Here is a 23,770-nt window from a genome sequence, read left to right on the forward strand (position 1 = left end):
ACGTATACATTTTGATTGAGGGGGAAGCCAATGGACCTTAACCGAATGACGATCAAATTACAGGAAGCCTTGCAGGCTGCCTCAGGGATCGCGATGCGACGAAGCCATCAAGGGATTGATGTAGAACATCTCCTGCTGGCGTTGCTGGAGCAATCCGGGGGATTGGCTCACCCGATTTTAGAGCATACGGGAGTCTCTCCGACCGCGGTCAAAAATTCCGCAGAACAAGCATTGCAGAAGGTGCCCCAGGTTCAGGGGAGTGGGGCGCCTCCGGGTCAGGTGCATCTCTCTCCGCGTCTGGCAAAGGTGCTCAATCAGGCGGAAGCGGAAATGAAGGAACTTCGGGACGAATTCTTGAGTGTCGAGCATGTCATCCTGGCTATGGTGGCCGAAGGGGGCGTGTTTACTTCCATGGGACTCAAGCGGGATAAGGTCCTCGCCGGCCTTCAGGAAGTGCGGGGCAATCAACGCGTGACCAGCCAGGATCCCGAGGGCACGTATCAGGCATTAGAAAAATATGGTCGGGATTTGACCCGTTTGGCCAGCCAGGGAAAATTGGATCCGGTGATCGGCCGTGACGAAGAAATTCGTCGTGTGGTGCAGATCCTGTCCCGCCGCACCAAGAACAACCCGGTCCTGATCGGAGAACCGGGTGTAGGAAAAACGGCCATTGTCGAAGGTCTGGCACAACGAATCATCAAAGGGGATGTGCCGGAGGGACTGAAAAATAAACGCTTGATCGTGCTTGATATGGGTGCCCTGGTGGCGGGTGCCAAATTTCGCGGGGAATTTGAAGAGCGATTAAAAGCTGTCTTAAAAGAAATTCAATCCTCCCAGGGACAGATCCTCCTGTTTATCGATGAATTGCACACGGTCGTGGGGGCCGGAGCAGCGGAGGGATCCATGGATGCCGCCAACCTGCTGAAGCCGATGTTGGCCAGAGGGGAACTCCATCTGATCGGTGCCACCACGCTGGATGAATACCGGAAACATATTGAAAAAGATGCGGCCTTGGAGCGGCGGTTCCAACCGGTGGTGGTCGATCAGCCGTCGGTGGAAGATACCATTTCCATTCTGCGTGGATTAAAGGAGCGGTATGAAGTCCATCATGGCGTGCGTATCAAAGACTCGGCATTAGTGGCAGCCTCACGTCTGTCCAATCGCTATATCGGTGACCGGTTTCTGCCCGATAAAGCGATTGACCTCATCGACGAAGCCAGCGCGCGATTGCGAACCGAAATCGACAGCATGCCCGCCGAAATGGATGAGATCTCCCGAAAAGTCCTGCAGTTGGAAATCGAACGGGAAGCCTTAAAGAAAGAAACCGATGCCGCCAGCCGCACCCGGTTAACCCATATTGAGGAAGAGTTGAAAGCCAAACAGGCAGGGTTGAATGACTTGAAAACCCAATGGGATGCGGAGAAATCGTCGGTCGGCAAATTACAAACGATCCGGCAGGAGATCGAAGGCGTCAAACAGCAAATCGAACAGGCCGAGCGGCAGTATGACCTGAATCGCGTGGCGGAATTGCGCTATGGCACCTTGCCCAAACTGGAAAAATCCATGAAAGAGGAGGAAGAACGGCTGGCCAACCAGCAAGGCACCAGCCGTCTGCTCAAAGAAGAGGTCGATGAGGATGACATTGCCGAGGTCGTCAGCCGGTGGACAGGCATTCCCGTGAGCCGGTTACTCCAGGGCGAAGTGGAAAAACTGCTGCACCTCGATGAATGGTTACACAAACGCGTGATCGGTCAGGATGAAGCCGTCAAAGCAGTGGCCGAAGCCGTGTTGCGTGCCCGGTCCGGCATTAAAGATCCCAATCGCCCCATCGGGTCGTTCCTCTTCCTGGGACCGACCGGTGTCGGAAAAACCGAGTTGGCACGGGCCCTGGCGCATACTCTCTTCGATAACGAAGCCAACATGGTGCGTATCGATATGTCGGAGTACATGGAAAAGCATACCGTGGCCCGATTGATCGGCGCCCCTCCAGGGTATGTGGGCTATGAAGAAGGCGGACAGTTAACCGAAGCGGTGAGGCGCAGACCCTTCTCGGTCATCCTCTTCGATGAAATCGAAAAGGCGCATCATGATGTTTTTAACGTTCTCCTTCAAGTCTTAGATGACGGGCGGTTGACCGACTCACAGGGCCGAACGGTGGACTTCAAAAATACCGTGCTCATCATGACCTCGAATCTGGGCAGTCAGGATATTTTGGAAGCCCAGCAACGGAATATGGATTATGAAGCCATTCGCGCCTTAGTGCTCAAAGAAATCCAACAGCATTTCCGTCCGGAATTCTTAAACCGAGTCGATGAAATTGTGGTCTTCCATCCCTTAAAACGGGAGGAACTGGCGCAAATCGTCGAAATTCAATTGGAACGGCTCAGGGTCAGATTGGCGGACCGGCGGATGTCCCTGGAGCTCTCCCCGGCGGCCGTCGCCGATCTGGCTGCGCGAGGCTATGATCAGGTCTATGGCGCTCGTCCTTTGAAACGCCTGCTTCAACAGGAAATCGAAACACCGCTCTCCCGGTTGATCATCCAGGGCAAAGCGGTGGATGGCCAACGCATTGTGGGCGATCTGGTGGACGGCAAATTCGTCCTCACCGCCCGGGAAAATGTAGAGGCCTAACGCCACTCCATCAATCCAACGGGGAGAATGATCGTGGTGCTCCCCGTTGGATTGCCCTCCTCGACGGATTCCCGTCCAATCACCTGCCAAGATATTCAATGAACAGCATGAGGAAATAGCCACCGGAAGGAATAGCAAAGGCCTTCAAAATGGGTTGTTCGGCAAACGGGCAAAACGCCCCTTTCCTAAAGTTCTGCACATCGCTGATGGCCTTTTGTATTTGAGCTTTTCGTGTAGAGCTTGAACTCGTGCTCAACATGGACGTCAGGTCATTGAGAACGCGTCCCCGGGCGTTTTCAGCCGTTTGCCGGAAATGGAAGGCTGAAAAAATGGCCAGTCCGATGTTGCTTCCTATCACGATAAGAAGACTGATCGGCAGATCCCAGTCATCAAAAAATGAGGTACGTGACACAATCATGACCAAGACAATGATAAAGGGATAATAGATGAGGGTCCCAACCACTTCTGTGAGCTGACCACAAAACCACAGACCGTGTTGAATGTTGTCCAGCGCATCCTTCATTGAACTATGGAACCAGGGTTCGCGTGCCCTATTCCGTGGTGGCCATTCAACGCCTGGTTGTAACACCCACTTCACCATCCTGGCACAAAGCCGTGTGACATACACCACAAAAAACACCAGGAGCCACATGGTGACCACGCTCAGAATAAGAATCGCCTTATCCCAATTGAAGCACGTCTCACCCCGGCAGGGGGTGGTGGGAAATCCGATGAGCAAAAAGATCGGGAAGGCAAAAAGAATCAAGTAGACAACCGTCTGGACGACAACACGGGACCCTGCGCACCGTAGACCCATTAATGACGTATAGATGCGCCATGTTTCACGCATCGTATGTTTGGGGGGTGCGCTGCCCCTTGAAAAATCAGGACCAAATTCCATCCACTTTTTCCATTCGAAGCATCCGGAACATTCTCCTGGAGAGAGGTCGAATTCTGCTTCAAGTTGACGGAATTTGGCCTGCAGGATTCTGTATCCCCGGCAAAGAAAGCACAAACTCAAAAAGAACGCCCCCAACCGGAGTATTTCCGTTGGCCAGACACTGATACCTTCCAGCCAGACAAACGGTTCTCCATGCTCGAGTTGGTTGGTGATGGACACATACAGCCAGGAATAGCTACCGACGACCGCAAACAAGAAGGCCCAGAACATGGGAGACTTGGCCGCCGCTCCGGCAAGAAACACCGCTTTCCGGCTCATGGCCGCATAAATCAGCCAACTACTCAAAAGAATACATCCCAGCAGAAAGAATGTCCGTAAACCTATGGGAGGCGCCGGCTCTCCATGTTCAAGGTCCGGCCGTGAAACATGGATGGAGCGGGTGCCGTCACTCAGGTCGTACGCACCCGTGAGTCCGACCTCGAAAACTCTTGGCACTCGATGAAGGGAGGGTTGGTCTGGTGAGTTGTCGCATACCCCTTGAACAAACAATCCGGAAGCCGTGTGACACACGGTTTCAGGGTCAATGGCCAGCAACGTGGACAAGAACAACGAGGTTTGATAGGCATCTCGAAACGGGGGAATCGACCCTTGCACCTTGTCATCAAGACGAAGGCCGAAATGGGAGGCAATGAGAAGATTTCGAGTCCATTGGTATTGGTTCGGATGTAAGAGGCGGGCATCAAGATCGGTGGTAAAGAAAAGGACTCCGGGAAATTCCATGCGCAAGGCCTGGAGAAGAACCAGTTTATCGTAGACATCTCCAGCCAAAATACCTATGGCCTTAAAGCCGGGACAGGTTGGCCATGATCCTTCTCCCACACGGTCCAGACACTCTTCTCGAATCCTGCGATCCTCAGCTTGTATTTGCAAGGCTAACCGTCTCAAATAATCCAATTGGGCGGGACCTTCCGGTCGTTCAAGTCCCTTATTAATTTTAAAAAGGTTCTGGGAAAGGGTTCCGTCACCCTCGGATTTTCCTCCGGAGGCATTCGTACTCTGAGGAAGCTCACCGTCAATGCCACGAAGGTAGCTAAAGCGATGGGCCCAATCAGGCCAGTCGACGTCCCCCAAATTCCTGATCTTGGTAACCAGATCAAGATCCCGAGTACGATGAGTCACTTCAAGAAAGGTCAGTGGCAGTTTCCGCCCGTAGAGCGTATCCCATTCCCCGATCAAGGCAATGTGATCCGGTTCGTCGGTAAAATCTACGTTTCGTTTCTGTAATTCCTCTGCCAGTTCCCTGGCCAGTTCTTCGTCCGTACCGATGACACGATGCACATCAAAACCCAGGGACTTCATATACTTCCAGCACGCAGCTTCGCTGGAACACTGTTCCTTATCAATATTCAGGCCTTCAAACAGGACCGCCTCAGAGGCAGTGGCCGAATAGGAAAGATACTGAATAGCTGTTGAATCCTCTGTGGATGTATTTGAGGAAGAGGCCATTCGATGTCTTCCCAGAACTTCACTGATCATGGCGCGTAAGGTTCCGGAATGAAACGGGCCTAACGCCGTAAACGACATCGTGGCATCAACGGAATCGAGACGACTTCGTTCCTGTGGAGAGTCGGGTACCGAATCGTTCACAAAGGCCACGAGGTCTTCCAGGGACGCCAATGGATTTTTCTCAAGGTCTTGATCCTTGACCCAGAAGACCAGCACGTGGTCTTTTCCGGTGTTGTCCGGTTTAAACCATTCGAGAGGCACATCAAGGCCGGGGCAACTTTCATCCCAGCAGGTGTCTTTTCCCTGAAGCTTTGTGCGGTTCCACGAAAAATATCTGAAAAATTCCCCTTCCTCGGGGATATACCCCGCCTCTCCAAGAGCGGACACCACCGCATAGCGATGGCGTAACCGGTATTCGGTTCCGGAAGCAAAGGGAGTGCCTTCTGTGACGACAATCAGGGCTTTGAATGCGGGGGTGTGTTCCCCTATAGCCCTCGTGATCTCCTGTAACTGCATGCGTAAATTATGGTGGTCCCTGGTCCCTGAAGCATTGAGAGACCCCTGAGGTGACTGAGCCACAGTCTGAGCCTGATTGGCTTTGGGTTCGGCCTGTTTATGGGCCTTCACCGATGCGAAAGGGTCCTGCCACAGACGGCTTTGTACTCGCTTGTCACCAACGATCAGCGCCTGGCTTTGTTGTTCATGAACGGGCCGATCACTTTTAAAGGGTTGTTGGTAAAACAAAATTCCACCCAGCACGGTGAGCAGAATTAATAACCCCGTCACAGGAATTTTAAAATCGTCGCTTTTGTCAGAGGCCATGTGTCACTCGCAAATGTTCCCTGGAACCAGATAACTGCCGGATGAGGCTTTTCTTATTCATCTCATTGCTGATCGGGGAGGAAATATATTCGGGTAAACAATTCAAGGTGTTCATTGATCCATACTGCCGGATACGGTGCTGTTCCTCTGCTGTTCCTCACCTACAGGAAACTCAAGATTCATGCGAGCGCAGCGAATGACTCTCTCGCCACTGAGAGAAAGAATGATAAACCCGCGGAATGATAGAAAAAGAATAAAACAAAAGGAACGCCGATGGAAAACGGTATAGGTGTTGAGTGGTCGATTGCGTATCCAATCAGATACGACTCTGTATCCAATCAGGGTCTGTTGAAAAAAGCCGCCAGCGGCGTTCTCGCCATTTTTCCGTGCTCACGTACTCAGCGTACGCTCCGCGCGTAAAAATGGCTGCGGCCTTGCTGGGCCGACTTTTTTGAACCGACCCGGAGCCTTTGATGAGTCATCTAATCCTGGGCACATTTGCCCTTGAAAATCTTTATTATTCCACACTCGCAATCAGACACGTGGTCCTGTCATTCGTTGAAGGAATGGATTCTCGTCATTTTCATAGGAAGAACGTTGGTGATCATTCCACAATTCTCCGGGGGAACCTATCCGGTATGTACACATTGAAGAAGTGTGTGTTTGGGATGTCATCGTCGAACAGATTCGCAGACACGTCAAACCGTTATCGACCAAGGCAGGGGGCACACTTGACCGACGCATCCCCGCTGCTCACTCCTTCGGTCCGACGGCTTTACAACGAAGCCGCAGGCCGTCAAAATCGCCATCGCCCCAGGAGGCCTCGATGCCAATGGCAATTTGGTTGCTCGGGCAGGATACCTTCTCGCGCCGGCGTTCACAGTTTGGACGCCTGAACTTGTCACTGAGGTTGGCGTCAAAGAGAGTTCCATCCGGGCCCACACGCACGGCCCAGATCTCCGCCCCCTTAATCTTGTCGTCTTTCTTTTTCTTGTCGGTGGTACAGACCTGAATGGACTGGATAACATGATCGGCCTTGTCGAATTTAATCGTCTGTTTGTCGTGAACATTTTTCCCCGTGCACGGCGGCCGGATGGTTTTGTTCGATGTGCTTTCTGCGGCATGGCGACCATTTAAACTCCTGCGCAGTGTGCCGATATAGCACGCCTCGTTGCACAAAGCCTCTGCTTCATCTCGCCTCCTTGCTGTGATGATCCTCGAAAATGGGATCATACAAATTAGCGGGTTCTAACCCCCACAGCGGACGTCATTCTGAATTAATGAATCCTGATGAGGTCCATACACGTTTGAGGATGGTAAGAAATTCAGAAGGGAGACACCCTCAACGGAATTGTCATGCTGAGCCTCTTCGACTCCGCTCAGGGCAGGCGCGCGAAGCATCCGGCTGAGCCATGGCCTGGTTGGGTTGGGCTCAGATCCTTCGTTTTTCTCACGATGACAAGCAAAGGCACGGAGCCTTCTAGAGCTTGTCTGAGAGTAACGTCGAAGGGCTCGAGCCATAATTTCCGTATGATCCTCGAACATGCACGGCAGAAAAACTTCCAGGACATCTGTGCGAACCAATCGTTGAGGATCGCAGAAAAGGTCTCAGTCAGGAAGGTTATTCCTTCTGGCCGGTTTTTTTGATGATGTGGTACCCGAATTGGGTTTTGACGACCGGACTCAGACTGCCATGTCCCAGGCGTTTGACCGCATCTTCAAAGGCTTTCACCATTTTGCCGGGACCAAACCACCCCAGATCACCACTTTTGGAACCGCTGGGACAGGTTGAAAACTCCTTCGCCAGATCGGCAAACTTGGCTCCGGTTTTCAGACGTTTCCTCAGGTCCTCGGCCAATCCCTTTTCCTTCACGAGAATATGACTGGCTCTCCACTCCATACGTTCTCCTTTCAAACCCTTCTTCACAATCCGTTAAACAGAGGCACTTCGCTTTTTATGGGCAAATTATATGATGCGCTGGGAAAAAATGTCATCTCGAATTTCATGACGGCCAGCCCCCGGCAGTTTGGGACGCGCCTCATGGCCTGGGGAGCGTAGAGGTGACGGATTCCGGCGGAGTAAACACCTCGTTCACATCACTAAAAGAGCCTCCCGGAGTCGGCCCGCCACTGATGACGTACATGCGGTCATTCACGACCGCTGACCCGAGGCCGTGGCGTCCCGTCGGCATGGGGGCCATGGTCTGCCAGGCATCACGCGCCGGATCATAGGCCTCGTTTTCACGAAATGTTCCTTCTTCCTGTTCGCCGCCGAACACATATATTCGATTGCCCACACTGGACGCGGTGATACCACTGCGGGCAGTCGGAAGATCTGCAACCCGCGACCAGCGGTCGGTGACGGGGTCGTAGACTTCCGTGACAGCGAGATTCTGTCGATAGTCGCCGTTCAGGCGTCCTCCGATTGCGTAAATGTTCCCCGACACGGTTGCGGCCGCAAGGTGATCGCGAGGGGTCGGCAGCGGCGCTCGGACCGTCCAGGCATTGCGCTCCGGATCGAAGGCCTCGACGGCCGCGCTATTGGCCTTCCGGTCGTAGCCGCCGATGGCATAGAGCTTCCCGTCGTACTGTGCCACCGACAAGGCCCCGCGAGGGGTCGGCATCGGTGCGCGCTCGGCCCAGATGTCCGTGGCTGGATTGTAGGTATACACCGTGGCAACGGGATGCCAGATGCTGAGTCCCGATTGCCGGTAGCCCCCAATGACAAACAGTTTGCCGTCTGCCACTCCGAGACCCACATGGTGCAGGCCCACCGGCATTGGCGCTTTGGATGTCCATCGGTCGGTGGCCGGGTCATATTCCTGGAGGGATGGCGTAATTCCGAGATTAAGGATATTGCCGAAGGCGGGTTGCTCAAACCCGCCCACGACGTAAATTTTGCCGTCCAAGGTCGCGGCGGCCACCTCAGTCCGCATCGTGGGCGCAGGCTTGGCCGTCTGCCATACCCCCTGATCCGCCTCCGTCTGTATCGATTGAGCAGATACCGGCGGCACGATGAGGCAGAGCGCAATGAAGAACGGCAGAAGGACCAGGATAGGGCTGACCAAAGGCACATGGCTGAGGATTGCCGGGATGATCTGGTGTCGCATGGCTGGAAGTATAACAATCGAGGAATGGAAAATCTTCAATGTGCGTGATGACCACAGTGAGCCGCCCAAAAAAGCCGGACTCATCGACTCCTACAAGGACGTCGCGATGAATGGCCAACCGCGCTAGAAACCATTCCGCTCTACAGGTCACAGTGGATAGAAACACAGATATAGGGAGTGTTGAATAATAAGGATGTTCAAGGGCAAATTTGCCCAGGATTAGATTCCTCATCAAAGGCTCCGGGTCGGTTCAAAAAAGCATGCCCTGAGTCTTCCCGAATGGTCCGTCCAGTCCTGTCCTGAGGCCCCTCGAAGGAAAGGCCCCAGCCGTTTTTACGCGCGAAGCGTACGCTGAGTACGTGAGCACGGGAAAATGGCGAGAACGCCGCTGGCGGCTTTTTTCAACAGACCCATATAGGCGACCGCAACGATATAGGGATGGCAGAAAAATACTAATTTCCGAGGGCATATGGACTCCTGAAACTTTCCATCCTGAAAGAGCATTCATTGTCGGGATTGTCTTCCACCATGGATCATCTTTCGTGCTTCTACGACCGGGTATTTTCCTGCCGCTACCAGGTGACATTTTGGAAGAGGTCGGGTAATCTAGGCCCTCTGTGGGAGTGGGAAAGAGGAATATGTCCATCAACGTGATTGGTCCCGGTTGACCGACCTTTGATGTCCACTCTCAGCACCTCATGACGGGATGATTGTGAAGTACGTAACAGGTTGTCTGATAGTGCTGGGCTGTCTGGCTCTAGCAGAATTTTTGGAGATCCCCTCCGTTTCCGGGCAAACACTCCCGGCCGCTTTCGAAATCGCGTCCGCCGAAGTTGAAAATTCCCAACAAAACCTTCGGGACAGTGAGGGCACCACGCTGACTCCCTTCGACCAGTCCAAGGGGAGCGATGAGGATGTGGAGCTGACCCGGCGTATTCGGCAGTCAATAATGGCCGATAAGACCTTATCCATGAACGCCCACAATATTAAGATCGTGACCTTGAATGGAAAAGCCACGTTACGGGGACCGGTGGAGACGCATGATGAGCGAAGGCGGATTTTGAATATGGCCACGTTAGTTGTCGGCCTGAACAATGTCATCAACCTGCTAGAAGTTGTAAAAGAATAACTACCCTCGTTATCCCCCGGAAAAGGAGCATCAGATGGCTAAAGCTGTTTTTTGTATTGCGACAACTTTTTTGCAAGCCGAGCAAATCGTCGACAATCTCAAGATAGCGGGCTTCTCCAGTAACGATATCTCGGTGCTCTTTCCGGACACCCATGGGGCCAAAGCTTTAGCGCATGAAAAGCACACGAAAGCTCCGGAGGGAGCCGTCACCGGAGCCGGAGCGGGTGGGGTGTTGGGTGGAGCCCTTGGGTGGCTGGTGGGCATTGGGGCATTGGCGCTCCCCGGCATTGGTCCGTTTGTGGCTGCCGGCCCGATTATGGCCGCGCTGGGCGGTGCGGCCGTTGGAGCGACGGTGGGAGGCCTGACCGGCGGACTGGTCGGCATGGGCATCCCGGAGTATGAAGCCAAGCTCTATGAAGGAAAGATTAAAGAAGGCAAAATCCTGATTTCGGTACATTCAGAAAATACCGATACGACGGACCGCGCCAGAACAATCTTCAAAAATGAGGGTGCCGAAGATATTGCCACCTCGGATGAGGCCCCGGTCAATTCCTAAATGAGGTGAAGAACAGAAACGAGGCCAATCCCAAACGCAATAGACGATCCACGCTTTCCTTGCGGTCACAGGCCCACCTCAAAAGGTGGGCCTGTGCGCCTAACGTGTATGCCAGGTTTATCTGCCGGGAGTATTGAAAAAGGCCGCTGGCGGACTTTTTCAATACCCTGCTAGCGCACGATCTGGGCTTTGGCTCCGCTGGCGATGGGCTCCTCAGTTGTCGCCATGATCGGGGTCAGAAAGCGCGACTCCGCCTTGAAATGATACAGATCCGTGGCAGGATCGTATTCAAGGATCTGGCTTCGCAAGGTGCCTTGATAGGTAAAGGCCTTCTCGCCGGGCGGGACCGAAAAATTGATCGTCTCGGTTGTGGCCGTGGAATATTGTTCGGTAAACGAGATAGAAAATCCCACGGTGAATTTTCCCTTTACCAGCACAACACCCGCCTCAAATGTTGCACCGATGTCGATCTTCTGGGTGCTGGAAAAGATAAAACCGGTCGTGACGCTTTTCGCGTAGGATGACGTGGCCTTGGAGTGGGTATTGTCTATGCTTCCAATATTTTGCAAATCCGGAGAAAAGAGAACCAGAACCTGCGCTTTTTGTGAATCGGCCAGCAACGGCAGGCTTTTACGGAACGTGTCGGCATCGGCCGGGGGGCGTTGGTCATAAATTTCCACCGTGGTATCTTTCACGGGAATGCCGTCAAGTAGACCGCCTTTGCCTCCAAAGGCATAACCCTTGAAATGTGCCTTCGCGGCCGCGAGATCTGCATTCATGACATTGAGGTCGCTGTAAAGAACGGCCCGTGCATCAACCGTCAACGTGGTATCGTGCTTCATGGCCTCTTTTTTTTCCTTGAAGTCCTTGATAATCAAGTGCCAATCCACGGCAAGCACCCCGATGGCATCCGCCTCCTTTTTGACCGGATCATAGTTCTCGACAAGAAACACGACGCGACTGTCTTTCTTGTTGTAATCCTTCGCACTGGCATCGTTCAGGGGACTGATTGCGTTGGAAAATACCGATTTAATGGAGTCTTTGTTCAGCCCCTTGATGAGTGCTGATGAAGCGGTTAGCGCCAGACTGGTAAAAGCATCCTTGATCGAATCCACGGAGTCGTAGCGTTTTACAAATTTCTCATGATCGGCGGTTCCGGTAAAGCTGGGTCGGTTGGCGCGAAGCCAATCGAAGTGTTGGGGATAAATTAAATATTCCAAGTCGGCCGCATAGCCTAACGCTGTGCTGTCCGGTTCCCAGTTTCCGACCGATGATTCGGCCCATTCACCCACCAGCCCTTTGAGACGGTTTTCCCCTTTTTCAGCGGGTTTGAGAATTTGGTAGGTTTGGATAAGTCCGTCCGGAATGGTGGCTTCAACCTCGGAAATGAATTTCGACAGCATTTTTTTATCGGTATACTTGCACGTGAGACCGATGTTGTTCAGTTGTTTTTGAAGTACATCCGGGGTGAGTTCCGTAGGCGTAGCCCGAGTCAGGTCGATCTTAATCGTCTTTCGTGGGATCGGCATAGAAATTCCCTCCTGAAATTCCTTTGAGGTTGACATGAGCACAGACTTTTGAAATTTTTTGTCGACTCTTCAATTTGAGTCAACAGAGGGTGACAAAGGTTAGGTCAATGGTGATGAGGTATTCGTATCCTTTTTTTGTTTTTCGAATGATCTGTCGTGTGTACAACCTCCTGATTGAGATGAGTGAATGGCAACGGAAGACCTGGAGTATGCCAGCAGAATTACATGAGTGCAATACCGCAGAGACTGATCTGAGCCTCTGAATACTGTTGATTGCGCATACTGATTCATGCTCATCCAGGAATAAATCATGAAAACAGGGAAAGATCTTTTGACGCTGCCCTTGCCACTGTGTGGGATAGGAAGAGGTGCTATTGGTTTGTGGGTTCGCGGAAAACCCTTTTTCATAGAATTCCCTGAAAGGTTCGTTATCGTTCGACGCCTGCCGGCTGGCTCCCAGGAGGGCCGCTCCTCGCATCCGGCGGCCCTTGTGTGAGCCCTTCGAGAAACCTCAGGACAGGCCTTGCGAGTTGGGCCGCTCTTCAAAAAGTTAGCGACCCTCCTCTTCACTGAGGCCAGACGGGGCGTCAATGGTTTTGGGTCCTTTTGCCGAAACAAAAGGACCTCGGCTGCCGGGCCGAACCCCGACATCCAAAAAATTTCCCACCATGCTGACATTGTTGATCAGACATTCGACGCCGGGGCCGAAACCCCGGAAATAACACACTCTCTCTTCACCTTCAATCTTGCAACCCGGATTCATGGCTACAATTAAAGGCGGGAGCCTGGGGTGGAAGGAATTGGATTGGTGACTTCTCATAGGGTCTTGGCTATACTTTTAATCTCACGCATCCTATTGCCGAAAGATTAGGTTAAGGAGAAGCATCATGCCCGCCATTAATTGGCGAGACTACATCGTGTCCGATCCAGCAATTTTGGGTGGAAAACCAGCTCTCAAGGGAACTCGTCTGTCTGTAGAGTTCGTGCTTGATTTGCTGGCGGCAGGATGGGACCAAACTGCGTTATGTGACAATTACCCCAACCTGACTGAGGATCGCATTCGTGCTGTGCTGGCGTATGCTGCGGAAATCTTCCGGGAGGAACGGTTCTATTTGCTGCCGCCGACCGGAACGTCCGCATGAGTGAACGGTATCTTGCCGACGAAAATTTTCCTGCCTTAATCGTCCAATTACTTCGAACGCACGGCCATGATGTCCTGTATGTAGCGGAGTCACTGATAGCGGCTTCTGATGAGGAGGTGTTGCGCGAAGCCGTAACTCAATCTCGTGTGTTGCTGACTTTCGATCGTGATTTTGGCGAACTGGTGTTTCGTTGTCGGCAACAGTCTGCTCCCGGCATTGTCTTGTTTCGTCTGGGCGGACAATCCCCTATTGAGCAGATGTCGTTTTTGCAGATCTTCTTTTCATCTCAGCCGAAGCTACAAGGCTTTTTCACGGTCGCGAGTCCCGGGCATTTTCGCCAGGTTCGTCTTGGTGAATTCAGTGAAGATCCGGAAGAAAAAACCCCTTAAAAATACCAGATAGCCTAGAAGCTGTGGACGAAAGTTGTTAATGAGCAATCGCTCCCTTGCGCGTCATTTCCTGGGGGACGAGCATCACAAGTCCCTCTGTTATCCTTCACCGTTTTGTTTTGTTGCTTTTCTTTGTCATCCAAGCCACCTGCAGGTCGGCTCACTGGGACATCGCGCTAAACACCAGTCACACCGTTAATCCGACGCCTGCCGGCTGGTCCTAAGGAGGGACGCTCTTTATCAGTTGGCGGACCTTGTTTGAGCCCTTCGAGAAACCTCAGGACAGGCCTTGCGAGTTGGCCGCTCTTCTCCGGATTAGCGTCCCTCCTCTTCAATGAGACCAGACGGGGCGTCAATGGGTTTGGCCACTTTGACCGAAACCAAAGTGGCTCGGCTGCCGGGCCGAACCCCGGCAATTATAAAAACTGTCCTATCACCTCAGCCAAGGTTGAATAGGCATCCATTTTTCCGCAGTCAGTCCATGTCATTCCTCTTCTCCTAACCTCTCCCCCCCAACTCCAATTCTCCCCACATCATTCAGCTTCGTCCCCCATGCACCGATAAAGACAACAAACACCACATACTCAATTCCCACGCTTAGACTGAGAGCCAACACCTATGGACCACGCCACCAGAACACGCCTCGAACGCAATATCTTTCCCCCTGCGCATCAAGCCTGTGATCCCTGGGACACCTTTCCGTGGCACACAGGCCGGGGAGGAGCCATCGATACCCATGTCACGCATTCATCCCAAGCGCTCGCGATCGATGTCTTCGGCACCATCAAAACCTCCGCTGATTGCGAGGCGATTCTCGATGCTCTGGCAACCAATCTGGGGGTGCCGACCGGCGGTCCCTGGGAGATCACCTTGGAATGGCGTGCGCGCCCATCATTGCTCAATGAACCTTGTCCGACCCAAGTGGATGTCTATGCGGAAAATCCCCATTCCGTGATCATGTTTGAATGTAAATTTACGGAGCAGGATGGAGGGGTGTGCTCGCAAACGGTGCGGCGCAATGGCTCCGCTCCGTGCAACGGAAACTATGCGCAGCAAGCTAAGCGAGTCATCGATCTGACCAGTCGTTGCGCCTTAAGCGAAAAAGACATTCAGTATTGGGACATCATTCCGAAAGTCTTTCACCTTGATGCCCAAACCGATTACCACCCCTGTCCATTCGCCGGACCGGCCTACCAATGGATGCGCACTCTCGTCGTGGCCTATAAACTGGCGCGGCAGAAAAATAAGCAACCGGCGGTGGTCATCGTCTATGCGGACAGCGCCGATCTGCCCATGGCCCAAAAGGTCAAGGCCCCGGAATGGAGCGTATTCACCCGGACGGTCAGACAGGATCAGGTCCAGTTCCTCGTGCGGTCGTATCAGGAAATTCTCACATGTGCGCAAGAGGCAAGCCGAGTCGGCAGCGGGGAGGATACCGTATGGATAGCGTTACAGGAATGGGTCAACAACAAAATACTACGTGGCAACAAACACCGGAGGAAACCACAGGGCAGGAGCCGCACCACCCGACAGACGGTCTCACAAAATAGAAGATAAACAGCCCGCCTCCGCCTGATCAGCAATCTTGAAGCGTCATTCCGAACACACGCAATCGAGTCTCTCCCTTTTCTCGCTCCAACATCTCGGCATATTGTTGGCAAACCTTTCTCTCCACGTTGTCATCCTACACAGCATCTTTTTTTTCGACGCCTGCCGGCTGGCTCCCAGGAGGGGCGCTCTTCGCATCTAGCGGCCCTTGTCTGAGCCCGGCGAGTTGGGCCGCTCTTCAAAGAGTTCGCGTCCCTCCTCTTCCAGAAGGCCAGACGGGGCGTCAATGGTTTTGGTCCCTTTTGCCGAAACAAAAGTGGCTCGTCGTCCGGGGTCGAAACCCCGGCATGCACTGAAAAATGTCCCGGCACGGGCTGAGCCGAATAAAAGACCTATTCAGCTCACTTTATTCAACTTTATTGAGCCGAATATATGGTACAATCGGCTCATGACCTATAACTGGCAACAACCGGACTGGCCGGACTTCCAATACGATCTCACCATCGTTGAGGACGCCTTACTGGCATTTGCCGAAAAAACAGGAAGAGCCAGCGGCCTATTGAGCGGATTACCGGAAGAAACGCAGACGGAAGCCATCATCGAGATGATGGTCGTGGAAGCGCTCAAGACCTCAGAAATTGAAGGCGAATATTTGAGTCGTCAGGATGTCCTCTCCTCCATTCGGAAAAATCTGGGACTGGGACAGCCCGGCGAACAGGTGCGGGATCAACGGGCGCAAGGTGCCGCCGCGCTTATGACGGATGTACGCAACAGGTATGCCGGGGCTCTGACCAAAGACACCCTGTGTTCCTGGCACCGCATGATCATGCAGGGGAGTCGTGGCATCACCGTCGGGAAATGGCGAAGCCATACGGAACCCATGCAGGTGGTATCCGGCCCGATCGGCAAACCCCGCATTCATTTTGAAGCCCCGCCCTCAACCCGGGTTTCCCAAGAAATGTCACGGTTCATCACCTGGTTTAATGAAACCGGCCCACAGGGCACCAAGGACATCAAAAAACCCCTGATCCGCTCCGCCATCGCCCATATATATTTTGAATCCATCCACCCATTTGAGGACGGAAACGGCCGCATCGGGCGCGCCCTGTCGGAAAAAGCGTTATCGCAAGGTCTCGGGCGGCCGGCTCTGCTCAGCCTCTCTCGTGCCATTGAGGCGAACCGCGCACACTATTATGAAGCCTTGCAGAATGCCCAACAATCCAACCACATCACACCCTGGATCAGCTGGTTTGTAAACATGGCACTGGCTGCGCAACATCAGGCAGAAGAGCAGATTGAATTCACCTTGCGAAAAACGAAATTTTTCGATCGCCTCAAAGATCAACTCAATTCACGACAGATGCAGGTGGTGCAGCGGATCCTGGAAGAAGGACCAAGCGGGTTCGCAGGCGGGATGAATGCCAAAAAATATATGGCCATCGCCCACACCTCCAAAGCGACAGCCACACGGGATTTACAGAGCCTGGTGGAACAAGGCGCACTCACTCTGGTAGGTGGCGGCCGCAGCACACGATATGAGATCAATCTCGGCCAATAAGGAAGAAGAATAAAAAAGGGAAACACGGGAAGTGTATCGGCGACGCTCAGGGCAGAGGCCAAGCGAAGGATCTGTGCCCCTCCCAACTCCAAACATCCAAACGCGACGCCCCTCCGGCCCTCCAGACATTCGTCATTGAGCATCTATCTTCGCATCCTTCCCATCACCTTCAGGTCGGCCAAGTGCGGCGGCGTGCCAATCAGCGGCACATTGATCCGACGCCTGCCGGCTGGCTCCCGGAGGGACGCTCTTATCCGCTAGCGGACCTTGTTTGAGCCAGGCGAGTTGGGCCGCTCTTCAAAGAGTTCGCGTCCCTCCTCCTCAATAAAGCCAGACGGGGCGTCAATGGTTTTGGCCACTTTTGCCGAAACAAAAGTGGCTCGTCGTCCGGGGTCGAAACCCCGGTATGGAAGAGACACAGTGGGAAGCGGAGTTAGACTGAAACCTCCACGTATTCGACCTGGCAACTCGGAGGTGGGAGGGGTTGTCCATCGGCCTGTAGTCCTTCGAGATGGAATGCAATCGCTTCTCGTATAAGTGTTTCCGTTTCATCCAGGGTTGTCCCGGTTGCCACACACCCAGGTAAATCAGGCACATACGCCGCAAAGTTTGCGGGCGATTTTTCAATCACAAAGGCATATCGCATACGGTCCTCCTACTTTTTCCAGCCGGCTTCTGTGAAATCCATCTTGCGACTGTTCGGCTGTAAAAAGAGAGAGAAGCGAAACACAACGTTCCGAGAGGCAGATGGGTGACGCAGCATGGGGATTTGAGTTATCGAGAAGCCAACTCACGAGCGTGAGTGATCTCGCGTTTGCCAACCGGACGAACCTGAAGAACCTCCAATGTCACGACTGCAGCGGTTTTTCCTTCCAGGGTAGCAAATTCCACCTCATAGGCCTGCTTGTCCTGATAGACATGAACGATCGTCCCGACATCTCCGGCCACAAGGCCTTCAGAGGGAACGTCAACAACTAAAACTACACGGTCATGTTCTTTAATCATGGTCAAGACTCCTGTTCGCGTGGATGGGCCGTCACCAACCGAGGTTTCACGCGCAATGGTCTTTCACTTCGACGGTGATGGAGAGGAGCCGGACGCAGCCAACGCCGAGCTTTCACGGTCGAGGCCAGACAGAGCCTTCTGAATCAGTTCAACTTCACGTGATTCGAAGTAGGGCTCGCCGCATTGGGAGCAGACCCACGCAGGAACAGCATCCCAGGACACATGATAACCATTTCGATCCAAACTGAATGGGGCGGTCCCTCGGACCATCCGGCCTTTGCAATGGACACATTCCATAACTAACGCCTCCTTCGATAGTCGGGCGACCACTGATCGGGTTGGGGGAGATAGGCGGTAATCACCGCTAGAAAATCCTCTTTGGTGGAAAGGAAATCCATCGCCTCCATGAATCAGCACGGCATCGAGATGGAACAGAAATCCTTCATTGAATCAAATCCGCACCGGTAAAGGGGGGAGGGGAGGACGTACGCCCATCATAGCGTACGAATACAGAGAAAAAAACTATTTAAGAAGCGATGGTTCGAGGCAAGAACAATCTCCCTTCCACTCGTCATCCCCGCTGGTCGTCACGGGGCACCCAACTTGTGTAACACAGAGCCGTCACCCTTCCCACCAGATTGTCATTCTGAGCCGCAGGCGAAGAATCTATGCCCAGCCAGAGGACCAACGAATCCACCTTCATGTCGGCCAAGTGCAGCGGCGTGCCAATCAGCGGCCCATTGACCCGACGCCTGCCGGCTGGCTCCCAGAAGGGACGCTCTTCGCATCTGGCGGCCCTTGTTTGAGCCTTGCGAGTTGGGCCGCTCTTCAAAAAGTTCGAGTCCCTCCTCTTCAATAAAGCCAGACGGGGCGTCAATGGTTTTGGGTCCTTTTGCCGAAACAAAAGGACCTCGTCGTCCGGGGTCGAAACCCCGGCATCAAACAGTATGCAACGAGAAGGCGTGATGAGGAAGAAATCCCGGAGCGCTATTCCCCCAACACGCGTGGTGACTGCCTGGTGGTATTCCGATTTGATAAAGGTCACGCCCGTCCCCGTTTTTCGCGAATGTCGGTCTTGGTCATGCCCTTCAGTGCTCCCTTCAGGTTTTGATACGGCACCTCCGGTATCAGGGTAATGACGCCCCCCTTTTCTACGACCTGCAAACGCTGCTGAGGGCGGAGGCGAAGTTTCTCGCGCACGTCCTTGGGAATCACAATTTGAAATTTCGGTGAAATCGTGGTCGTGGCCATATCAAACCTCCTTACCAATGCATGAGCTGCCATGCTATCGACATTCGGCTGGGTAGTTGAGCGGGGGGGCTTACGCAAAGACTTGTCTGCGTCTCAATGTGAAAAAACTTTCATCCAGATAACGAGAGTTAACCCAACGCCATTTGAATGGATCTTTTATGAAACTGAAGCTCTGCCAATCGGTTGAATGTGACGTAAATGCGTGGGGCAGGCGAAAGAGGCCTAAGAGACTGACTTCAGGATACACTGCCCGCGGGTTGGGCGTTTTTGATGAGGACGGTGGGTTGCGGATTGTTTGGGGGGACAGGTAAGTGTTCAGTTTGTAAGAGGGTGATATGCTCATCCATTCCCCAACGAGCGTGATACAGGCAATCTTCAATGGAATGCCCTGTGCCCGAGAAGCCTTCGAGATCCGGAGAATAAAATCCGAAAAATGTGGGATCGTCGGTTGCTTCAATGATAAGAGAATAGGGTAAATCAATCATAGCCTGTTCCTTTATTGTTTGATCCGGGCAGCCTTCAAAATGGCATGACATGTTCCCGATGGGACCTCTTTTTTACCATGATAATCGACGCGAATGAGTTTGTCATGACCACGTTTCTGATAATATCGAATGGAGCCTTTCTCTTTTAACAAGTAACAAGAAAAATTCTGAAGTCCTGAACGGTTCGTCTTCTGAAGTCCGACGCCTTCTAGTCAGCCCTAGAGGCGATCATCCGGACCAAATGGCTGGCCCTGCTTGAGAAGCGCGAGTTGATGCAATACTTTTCTTTAGGCTCCCCTGGCCTGGTGGCATGGCCGAGCAGTGCAACCGGCACCGGAGAAAAGGCGGGCATTGTTTGAGCCAGGCGAGTTTGCCCGCCGCCGGTGTCGGTGAACCGCGGAGGACACCCGAAGGGCCATGCCACGGCCAAAATGGTTTTGGCTACTTTTGCCGAAACAAAAGTGGCTCGGCCGCCGGGACGAAACCCCGGCATCTAAATATCATTGCTCTGCGCCTCCTCAAACAACGCATTACACTCTTCTTCCAGAATCCCCCCAATCACTTTCGTATTCCGAAATGGCGTCCGCCGCGCCACCTCCTCGGCTCGAATATCGATTTGCCGAAAACCGAGTTGTTGAAGAAACGGAATCGACGTCCCAAAGTACACGGTAGCAATGCCGGTCCACTCAATCGCACTCTGACACATGGGGCAGGGTTCAGCGGTCGTGTATAAATCAAGTGCGGTCCAATCCACCGGTGCATGCTTGGCCGCACAACGATTGATGACATCGATTTCGCCGTGGAGCGTGGGATTACGAGATGACCGATTGTACCCTTTCGCGAGAACCTCTCCGGTTGTCCGTCGAACGATGACGGCTCCGAATGGATACCGGGGGACCTTCTTCGCCATGGCAATGGCCAGGCGCATATAATCATCGGGACTCATGTGCTGTTGAGTGTTTCGCATGCTTTAAGGAAGGACCACTGGTTCATTCTGCATTTTCTGCAAGGCATCTTCCACTTTTTTCTCTATCTGGGAATCAACTATCCCAAAAAAGAGTTAATCCCTTTCCTTCCACTACAGGTATTCTTGCAGGTCGCTGACAGAAATTCATCCTTCCCTGTCTTGCCCGACATCTTTTAAAGGAAAATCATCTTTTCTTGTCCCTCAATCTATCCCCTCTCCGTCATCCCGGAAATTCGTTATCGGGCATCCATCTTCATCCGCTCTCCCAATTTTTTTGAGAATTCGATAAGTTGGGCGAGTAATGAGCTTGGAGTCGATGGTGAGAGAGTATGGAGGGGGTTTTTGAGGCTTTAGATGAGCCCTTTTTATTCAGTTTTATGGAGTGTTGAACCGATGAATGAGAAGGAGAGACTCCTCTTCTGGATCGAAGGCCCTCCCCAGTGATTGGCTTTAAATACGTTGTATGGAACTGCAGACAATTCCAAAAACTTGGTCAATAGGAGACGAAACAATGGCCCAATCGACTTGCACCATGTCCTTCCTTCGTAATGATCTACAGGTGACTCGATTATGGAACAGGCAGTGTCCCGTGAGAAACTGTTCCACGGATATGAGCCGCCATAAAGCTCCGTTTCTAAAATATAAGGGAACCATGCGGTATCTGCCTTTTTGTCCTGAACACGGCATTCGAGTTCATAGCAATGGGTTTGTCTATCACAACGGGCAGGATCGAAAAGCCCTCATTATGGCTACCAAGAGAAATTTATTATTCCACAGTGACTATTACATTGAAAATTTTCTTAAAAACGGCAATAAATTGGAGTCCGGGCGGTTATGTTATGAAAATAGCGAAGACGCCCTTACCTACAATGTGTTTACGGAGTTGCTCGCCAATGGGGAAGCTTTGCAGAGGCTCGTCAGTCATTTTTTGCGGAGAAAAGTTGAGGAAGAAGTGGAGCTCTATTTGTGGGGAGGAAAGATCGACCTGAAGGATCGGACCTTTAGCAAATATACCCCTTTGGAAGAAGTTCGCCGTCATTTAGAGGGAGACGTGAAACGATTCGGGACGGAGCCGGATATTATGTTGATCGTCCCTCAGAAGGCGGTCATTTGTATCGAGGCGAAATTTGGGAGTAAAAACTCGTTGGCCGGGGATACAGAAGAGAGCGAGGGGGATAAACCAAAGAAAAAAGAAAAGCTTATCCAAAGGTATTGCACCAACAATACGATCATCGACGCCAGTCAAATTATCGCCCTTGAAAACCTGCCACCCCTGTTCTATGAACAATTATTTCGAAATATTATCTTTGCGGCTTCTATGGCCAAACTGGAAGGTGATGCAGAGTGGCATGTGGTGAACCTCCGGAACCAACATGTCATGAATGTGAAAAGAGGAAGGCCGGAGAGCCATCCCGTTATGCGAAATATGCGCTCCCTATTAAAGCCCAAGTATAAGAAACATTTTTCTCATATGACGTGGGAAGACCTCTTCCAATTGACCATAAAAGGGCAGGATGCCTTCGCCAATTTAACCTGGTATCTGAAAAATAAAAGCCTGGGCTGTGCCCGGGCATTTAATATTTTATAACGACTTTTTATGGGAAATGCTGTTTGGAGAGGGAGAACCTCTAAATCAATGACGTCCTAGAAAAGGTAGAAACTCATGAGCAAGCGGGAAACTCCGATGATTATGAAGTATTGGGAAAAGGTCGGCGGCACCTTAATTGAAGAGTTCCCTGCAGTCCGGCAAGCGAATGGAAACGGTCCGCGACGATTAGACGCCGTCATTTTGCCAAAAGGACCAAAAATAAAAGCAAGCTGGCGGGATGTCATCCTAAAGGGGCAGGACGTCATTGTGGTGCAAGCCAAGGCGAATCGACTGGGAATGTATCTGATGGGTCAGACATTGTTTTCTGCTGAGCTCATTAAACAATACGAACCTGCTTCAATCCGGTCTGTCGCGCTTTGCGCAAAGGATGACGCCATTATGCGACCGTTGTTAGAGAGTTTCACCGGAATGGAAGTTGTCGTGATAGAAGAGATGAGCTAAAGGAAAATGAATCTGGCGAGTGGGTTCGTTAAGGAATGGAGAATCCATCTTCCTTTCCTCCTTCCTTCCTCCAGGGAGGTAGCCGGCCGACATCAAATCCTCCGGCATCCCGCATTGTCACCCTGAGCAGCAGCGAAGGATCTGTGCCCAGCCACACACGCGCAAAAGCACGACGCCCGAACCTATACCCAAGCTTTAACGCCTCGGCGATCTCCCACATGTTGGAGACCATCCCGTCTTCGAGGGGCCTGGTTGCACGTTGGATAGGCTGAACCCGATTACAAGCCCAACCGAAGATTAATCATTTGGAGCAAGAAAATAGATGGGTTTCAGGGGTAGGGATTTTTTCTTTTCATCAGGTAACTTTGCATAATACTCAATCCACAATTCGACCAGTCGTATTTGATCGATTAAGGTGATTCGGCGTCTTTCTTGTTGCCGTGCTAAAACACTCGCTTCTTTTGAATAATTTCCCGTTGTGACATAAATTCCCACGTCATCTTCATTGATCAACGCCAGAAACGACCGTAACTCTTCCACCCCAATATTATCTTTTCTTCGCTTAACCTGAACTTTAATTCTGGGTGGCTTAGTACCCAAGGGATCAGTGTGGGCAACTATATCAAGCCCGGCATCCTTTCCAGGGGGAGAAATCCAACTCACGTAATACCCCATAGCCTCCAATAAGGCGGCCACTAAATCTTGCAAGTGGTAGGGGTCAATATTCTCTAGATACCCTGAAATTTCTTTCCAAGCCTGCTCTTCAGCCTCCTCGAAGGTAATGGTAGCTTCATGCTCTTGTTCAGAATCGTCGATTATTTCTACATCCCGGTCTGGTTGAGTCCGACGCCACTGATAATATAAACGAGATGCTTCTTGATAAAAATGCGCAGGGTTTGGGAAATTCTTTAATGCCTCCTCGCCAGTTTCAGTGAGAGACCATATGCCTTTATTTTTGGTCATCCATCCAGCTTTCATCGGGCCCAAAGTTGCAAACCGAAGAATTTTATCAAAGCGTCGGCCACCATTTTCATATTCACCCTTTTCGTGCTCTGTAAGATCTATTTTCCCCACGAGTGTTTCTATGGCATTTCTAGCCTGAATGCCATCAGGATTCGACACAAGTACTTTGAAAAGTTCTTGAAGCAAATAACCTGTTCTTTCACGAGTAATACCTTTACCCATCAGCAC

General features: G+C 52.1%; 24 protein-coding genes and 1 pseudogene. 9 read left to right on the plus strand and 16 right to left on the minus strand.

Annotation, left to right across the window (positions count from 1 at the left end):
* The first annotated feature begins 30 nt into the window (after positions 1-30).
* Entirely contained in the window at positions 31-2,631 is a 2,601-nt protein-coding gene (gene clpB, locus ACTRXD_RS19185) for an ATP-dependent chaperone ClpB (protein ID WP_442433382.1), read from the plus strand.
* A 79-nt stretch (positions 2,632-2,710) separates the two neighbouring features.
* Here clpB and ACTRXD_RS19190 read toward each other — a convergent pair whose 3' ends face one another.
* From ACTRXD_RS19190 to ACTRXD_RS19205, 4 genes are all read right to left on the minus strand, one after another.
* On the minus strand, positions 2,711-5,860 hold the full coding sequence (locus ACTRXD_RS19190; RefSeq protein ID WP_442433383.1) for a hypothetical protein: 3,150 nt from the start codon (positions 5,858-5,860) through the stop codon (positions 2,711-2,713).
* 753 nt (positions 5,861-6,613) lie between these two features.
* Complete coding sequence (locus ACTRXD_RS19195; RefSeq protein WP_442433384.1) at positions 6,614-7,093, minus strand: hypothetical protein; 480 nt, start codon at positions 7,091-7,093, stop codon at positions 6,614-6,616.
* A gap of 388 nt (positions 7,094-7,481) precedes the next feature.
* A complete protein-coding gene (locus ACTRXD_RS19200; RefSeq protein WP_312641696.1) occupies positions 7,482-7,760 on the minus strand; it encodes a peptidylprolyl isomerase in 279 nt (92 codons plus the stop codon).
* A gap of 139 nt (positions 7,761-7,899) precedes the next feature.
* The gene (locus tag ACTRXD_RS19205) at positions 7,900-9,054 is read right to left on the minus strand and encodes a Kelch repeat-containing protein (protein WP_442433385.1); all 1,155 of its coding nucleotides are present in this window, start codon (positions 9,052-9,054) and stop codon (positions 7,900-7,902) included.
* 628 nt (positions 9,055-9,682) lie between these two features.
* On the opposite strand from ACTRXD_RS19205, the gene ACTRXD_RS19210 reads away from it, so the two are divergent.
* A complete protein-coding gene (locus ACTRXD_RS19210) occupies positions 9,683-10,099 on the plus strand; it encodes a BON domain-containing protein (protein ID WP_442433386.1) in 417 nt (138 codons plus the stop codon).
* Positions 10,100-10,133: 34 nt separating this feature from the next.
* The gene (locus tag ACTRXD_RS19215; protein WP_442433387.1) at positions 10,134-10,655 is read left to right on the plus strand and encodes a DUF3341 domain-containing protein; all 522 of its coding nucleotides are present in this window, start codon (positions 10,134-10,136) and stop codon (positions 10,653-10,655) included.
* Positions 10,656-10,825: 170 nt separating this feature from the next.
* Here the strand turns inward: ACTRXD_RS19215 and ACTRXD_RS19220 are convergent, their stop codons facing one another.
* Positions 10,826-12,184 (minus strand): hypothetical protein, encoded by a 1,359-nt coding sequence (locus tag ACTRXD_RS19220; protein WP_442433388.1) that lies wholly within the window; start codon positions 12,182-12,184, stop codon positions 10,826-10,828.
* Positions 12,185-13,071: 887 nt separating this feature from the next.
* Between ACTRXD_RS19220 and ACTRXD_RS19225 the strand changes: the two genes are divergently transcribed.
* From ACTRXD_RS19225 to ACTRXD_RS19240, 4 genes are all read left to right on the plus strand, one after another.
* Positions 13,072-13,326 (plus strand): DUF433 domain-containing protein, encoded by a 255-nt coding sequence (locus tag ACTRXD_RS19225; protein WP_442433389.1) that lies wholly within the window; start codon positions 13,072-13,074, stop codon positions 13,324-13,326.
* Positions 13,323-13,715: a DUF5615 family PIN-like protein gene (locus ACTRXD_RS19230; RefSeq protein WP_442433390.1), complete on the plus strand. Its 393-nt coding sequence runs from the start codon at positions 13,323-13,325 to the stop codon at positions 13,713-13,715. Before ACTRXD_RS19225 ends, ACTRXD_RS19230 begins: the two co-directional genes overlap by 4 nt.
* A gap of 618 nt (positions 13,716-14,333) precedes the next feature.
* Positions 14,334-15,272 (plus strand): PGN_0703 family putative restriction endonuclease, encoded by a 939-nt coding sequence (locus tag ACTRXD_RS19235; RefSeq protein ID WP_442433391.1) that lies wholly within the window; start codon positions 14,334-14,336, stop codon positions 15,270-15,272.
* A gap of 277 nt (positions 15,273-15,549) precedes the next feature.
* On the plus strand, positions 15,550-16,821 hold the full coding sequence (locus ACTRXD_RS19240) for a Fic family protein (RefSeq protein WP_442433392.1): 1,272 nt from the start codon (positions 15,550-15,552) through the stop codon (positions 16,819-16,821).
* 433 nt (positions 16,822-17,254) lie between these two features.
* Here ACTRXD_RS19240 and ACTRXD_RS19245 read toward each other — a convergent pair whose 3' ends face one another.
* The 9 genes and pseudogenes from ACTRXD_RS19245 to ACTRXD_RS19285 all read right to left on the minus strand — a co-directional run bounded on the left by ACTRXD_RS19245 (position 17,255) and on the right by ACTRXD_RS19285 (position 20,529).
* Positions 17,255-17,467: a type II toxin-antitoxin system HicB family antitoxin gene (locus ACTRXD_RS19245; RefSeq protein WP_442433393.1), complete on the minus strand. Its 213-nt coding sequence runs from the start codon at positions 17,465-17,467 to the stop codon at positions 17,255-17,257.
* Positions 17,468-17,595: 128 nt separating this feature from the next.
* Complete coding sequence (locus ACTRXD_RS19250) at positions 17,596-17,826, minus strand: DUF4926 domain-containing protein (protein ID WP_442433394.1); 231 nt, start codon at positions 17,824-17,826, stop codon at positions 17,596-17,598.
* 63 nt (positions 17,827-17,889) lie between these two features.
* Positions 17,890-18,123 carry a YgiT-type zinc finger protein gene (locus tag ACTRXD_RS19255; RefSeq protein WP_442433395.1) on the minus strand — a complete coding sequence of 78 codons (234 nt, stop codon included), beginning with the start codon at positions 18,121-18,123 and terminating at the stop codon, positions 17,890-17,892.
* Between the two features lie 274 nt (positions 18,124-18,397).
* Positions 18,398-18,871, minus strand: coding sequence for a hypothetical protein (locus tag ACTRXD_RS19260; protein WP_442433396.1), 474 nt, complete (start codon positions 18,869-18,871; stop codon positions 18,398-18,400).
* Entirely contained in the window at positions 18,868-19,077 is a 210-nt protein-coding gene (locus tag ACTRXD_RS19265) for an AbrB/MazE/SpoVT family DNA-binding domain-containing protein (RefSeq protein ID WP_442433397.1), read from the minus strand. The genes ACTRXD_RS19260 and ACTRXD_RS19265 overlap by 4 nt, the downstream gene beginning before the upstream one ends.
* Before the next feature lie 236 nt (positions 19,078-19,313).
* On the minus strand, positions 19,314-19,562 hold the full coding sequence (locus tag ACTRXD_RS19270; protein WP_442433398.1) for a type II toxin-antitoxin system HicB family antitoxin: 249 nt from the start codon (positions 19,560-19,562) through the stop codon (positions 19,314-19,316).
* Between the two features lie 11 nt (positions 19,563-19,573).
* Positions 19,574-19,723, minus strand: a pseudogene (locus tag ACTRXD_RS19275) (type II toxin-antitoxin system HicA family toxin); the annotation flags it as partial.
* 47 nt (positions 19,724-19,770) lie between these two features.
* Positions 19,771-20,055 carry a hypothetical protein gene (locus ACTRXD_RS19280; RefSeq protein WP_442433399.1) on the minus strand — a complete coding sequence of 95 codons (285 nt, stop codon included), beginning with the start codon at positions 20,053-20,055 and terminating at the stop codon, positions 19,771-19,773.
* Entirely contained in the window at positions 20,056-20,529 is a 474-nt protein-coding gene (locus tag ACTRXD_RS19285; protein WP_442433400.1) for a nucleoside deaminase, read from the minus strand. It lies immediately after the preceding gene.
* Between the two features lie 652 nt (positions 20,530-21,181).
* Here ACTRXD_RS19285 and ACTRXD_RS19290 point away from each other — a divergent pair.
* Positions 21,182-22,117: a PGN_0703 family putative restriction endonuclease gene (locus ACTRXD_RS19290; RefSeq protein WP_442433401.1), complete on the plus strand. Its 936-nt coding sequence runs from the start codon at positions 21,182-21,184 to the stop codon at positions 22,115-22,117.
* A gap of 75 nt (positions 22,118-22,192) precedes the next feature.
* Positions 22,193-22,579, plus strand: a complete 387-nt coding sequence (locus ACTRXD_RS19295) for a hypothetical protein (RefSeq protein WP_442433402.1) — start codon at positions 22,193-22,195, stop codon at positions 22,577-22,579.
* Positions 22,580-22,607: 28 nt separating this feature from the next.
* Here ACTRXD_RS19295 and ACTRXD_RS19300 read toward each other — a convergent pair whose 3' ends face one another.
* Positions 22,608-22,799: a hypothetical protein gene (locus ACTRXD_RS19300; RefSeq protein ID WP_442433403.1), complete on the minus strand. Its 192-nt coding sequence runs from the start codon at positions 22,797-22,799 to the stop codon at positions 22,608-22,610.
* 77 nt (positions 22,800-22,876) lie between these two features.
* Positions 22,877-23,764 carry a restriction endonuclease gene (locus ACTRXD_RS19305; RefSeq protein ID WP_442433404.1) on the minus strand — a complete coding sequence of 296 codons (888 nt, stop codon included), beginning with the start codon at positions 23,762-23,764 and terminating at the stop codon, positions 22,877-22,879.
* Positions 23,765-23,770: the final 6 nt, after the last annotated feature.

Origin of the sequence: Nitrospira sp. T9 (genome assembly GCF_052156535.1) — a bacterium.
In the GTDB taxonomy this organism is placed as follows: domain Bacteria; phylum Nitrospirota; class Nitrospiria; order Nitrospirales; family UBA8639; genus Nitrospira_E.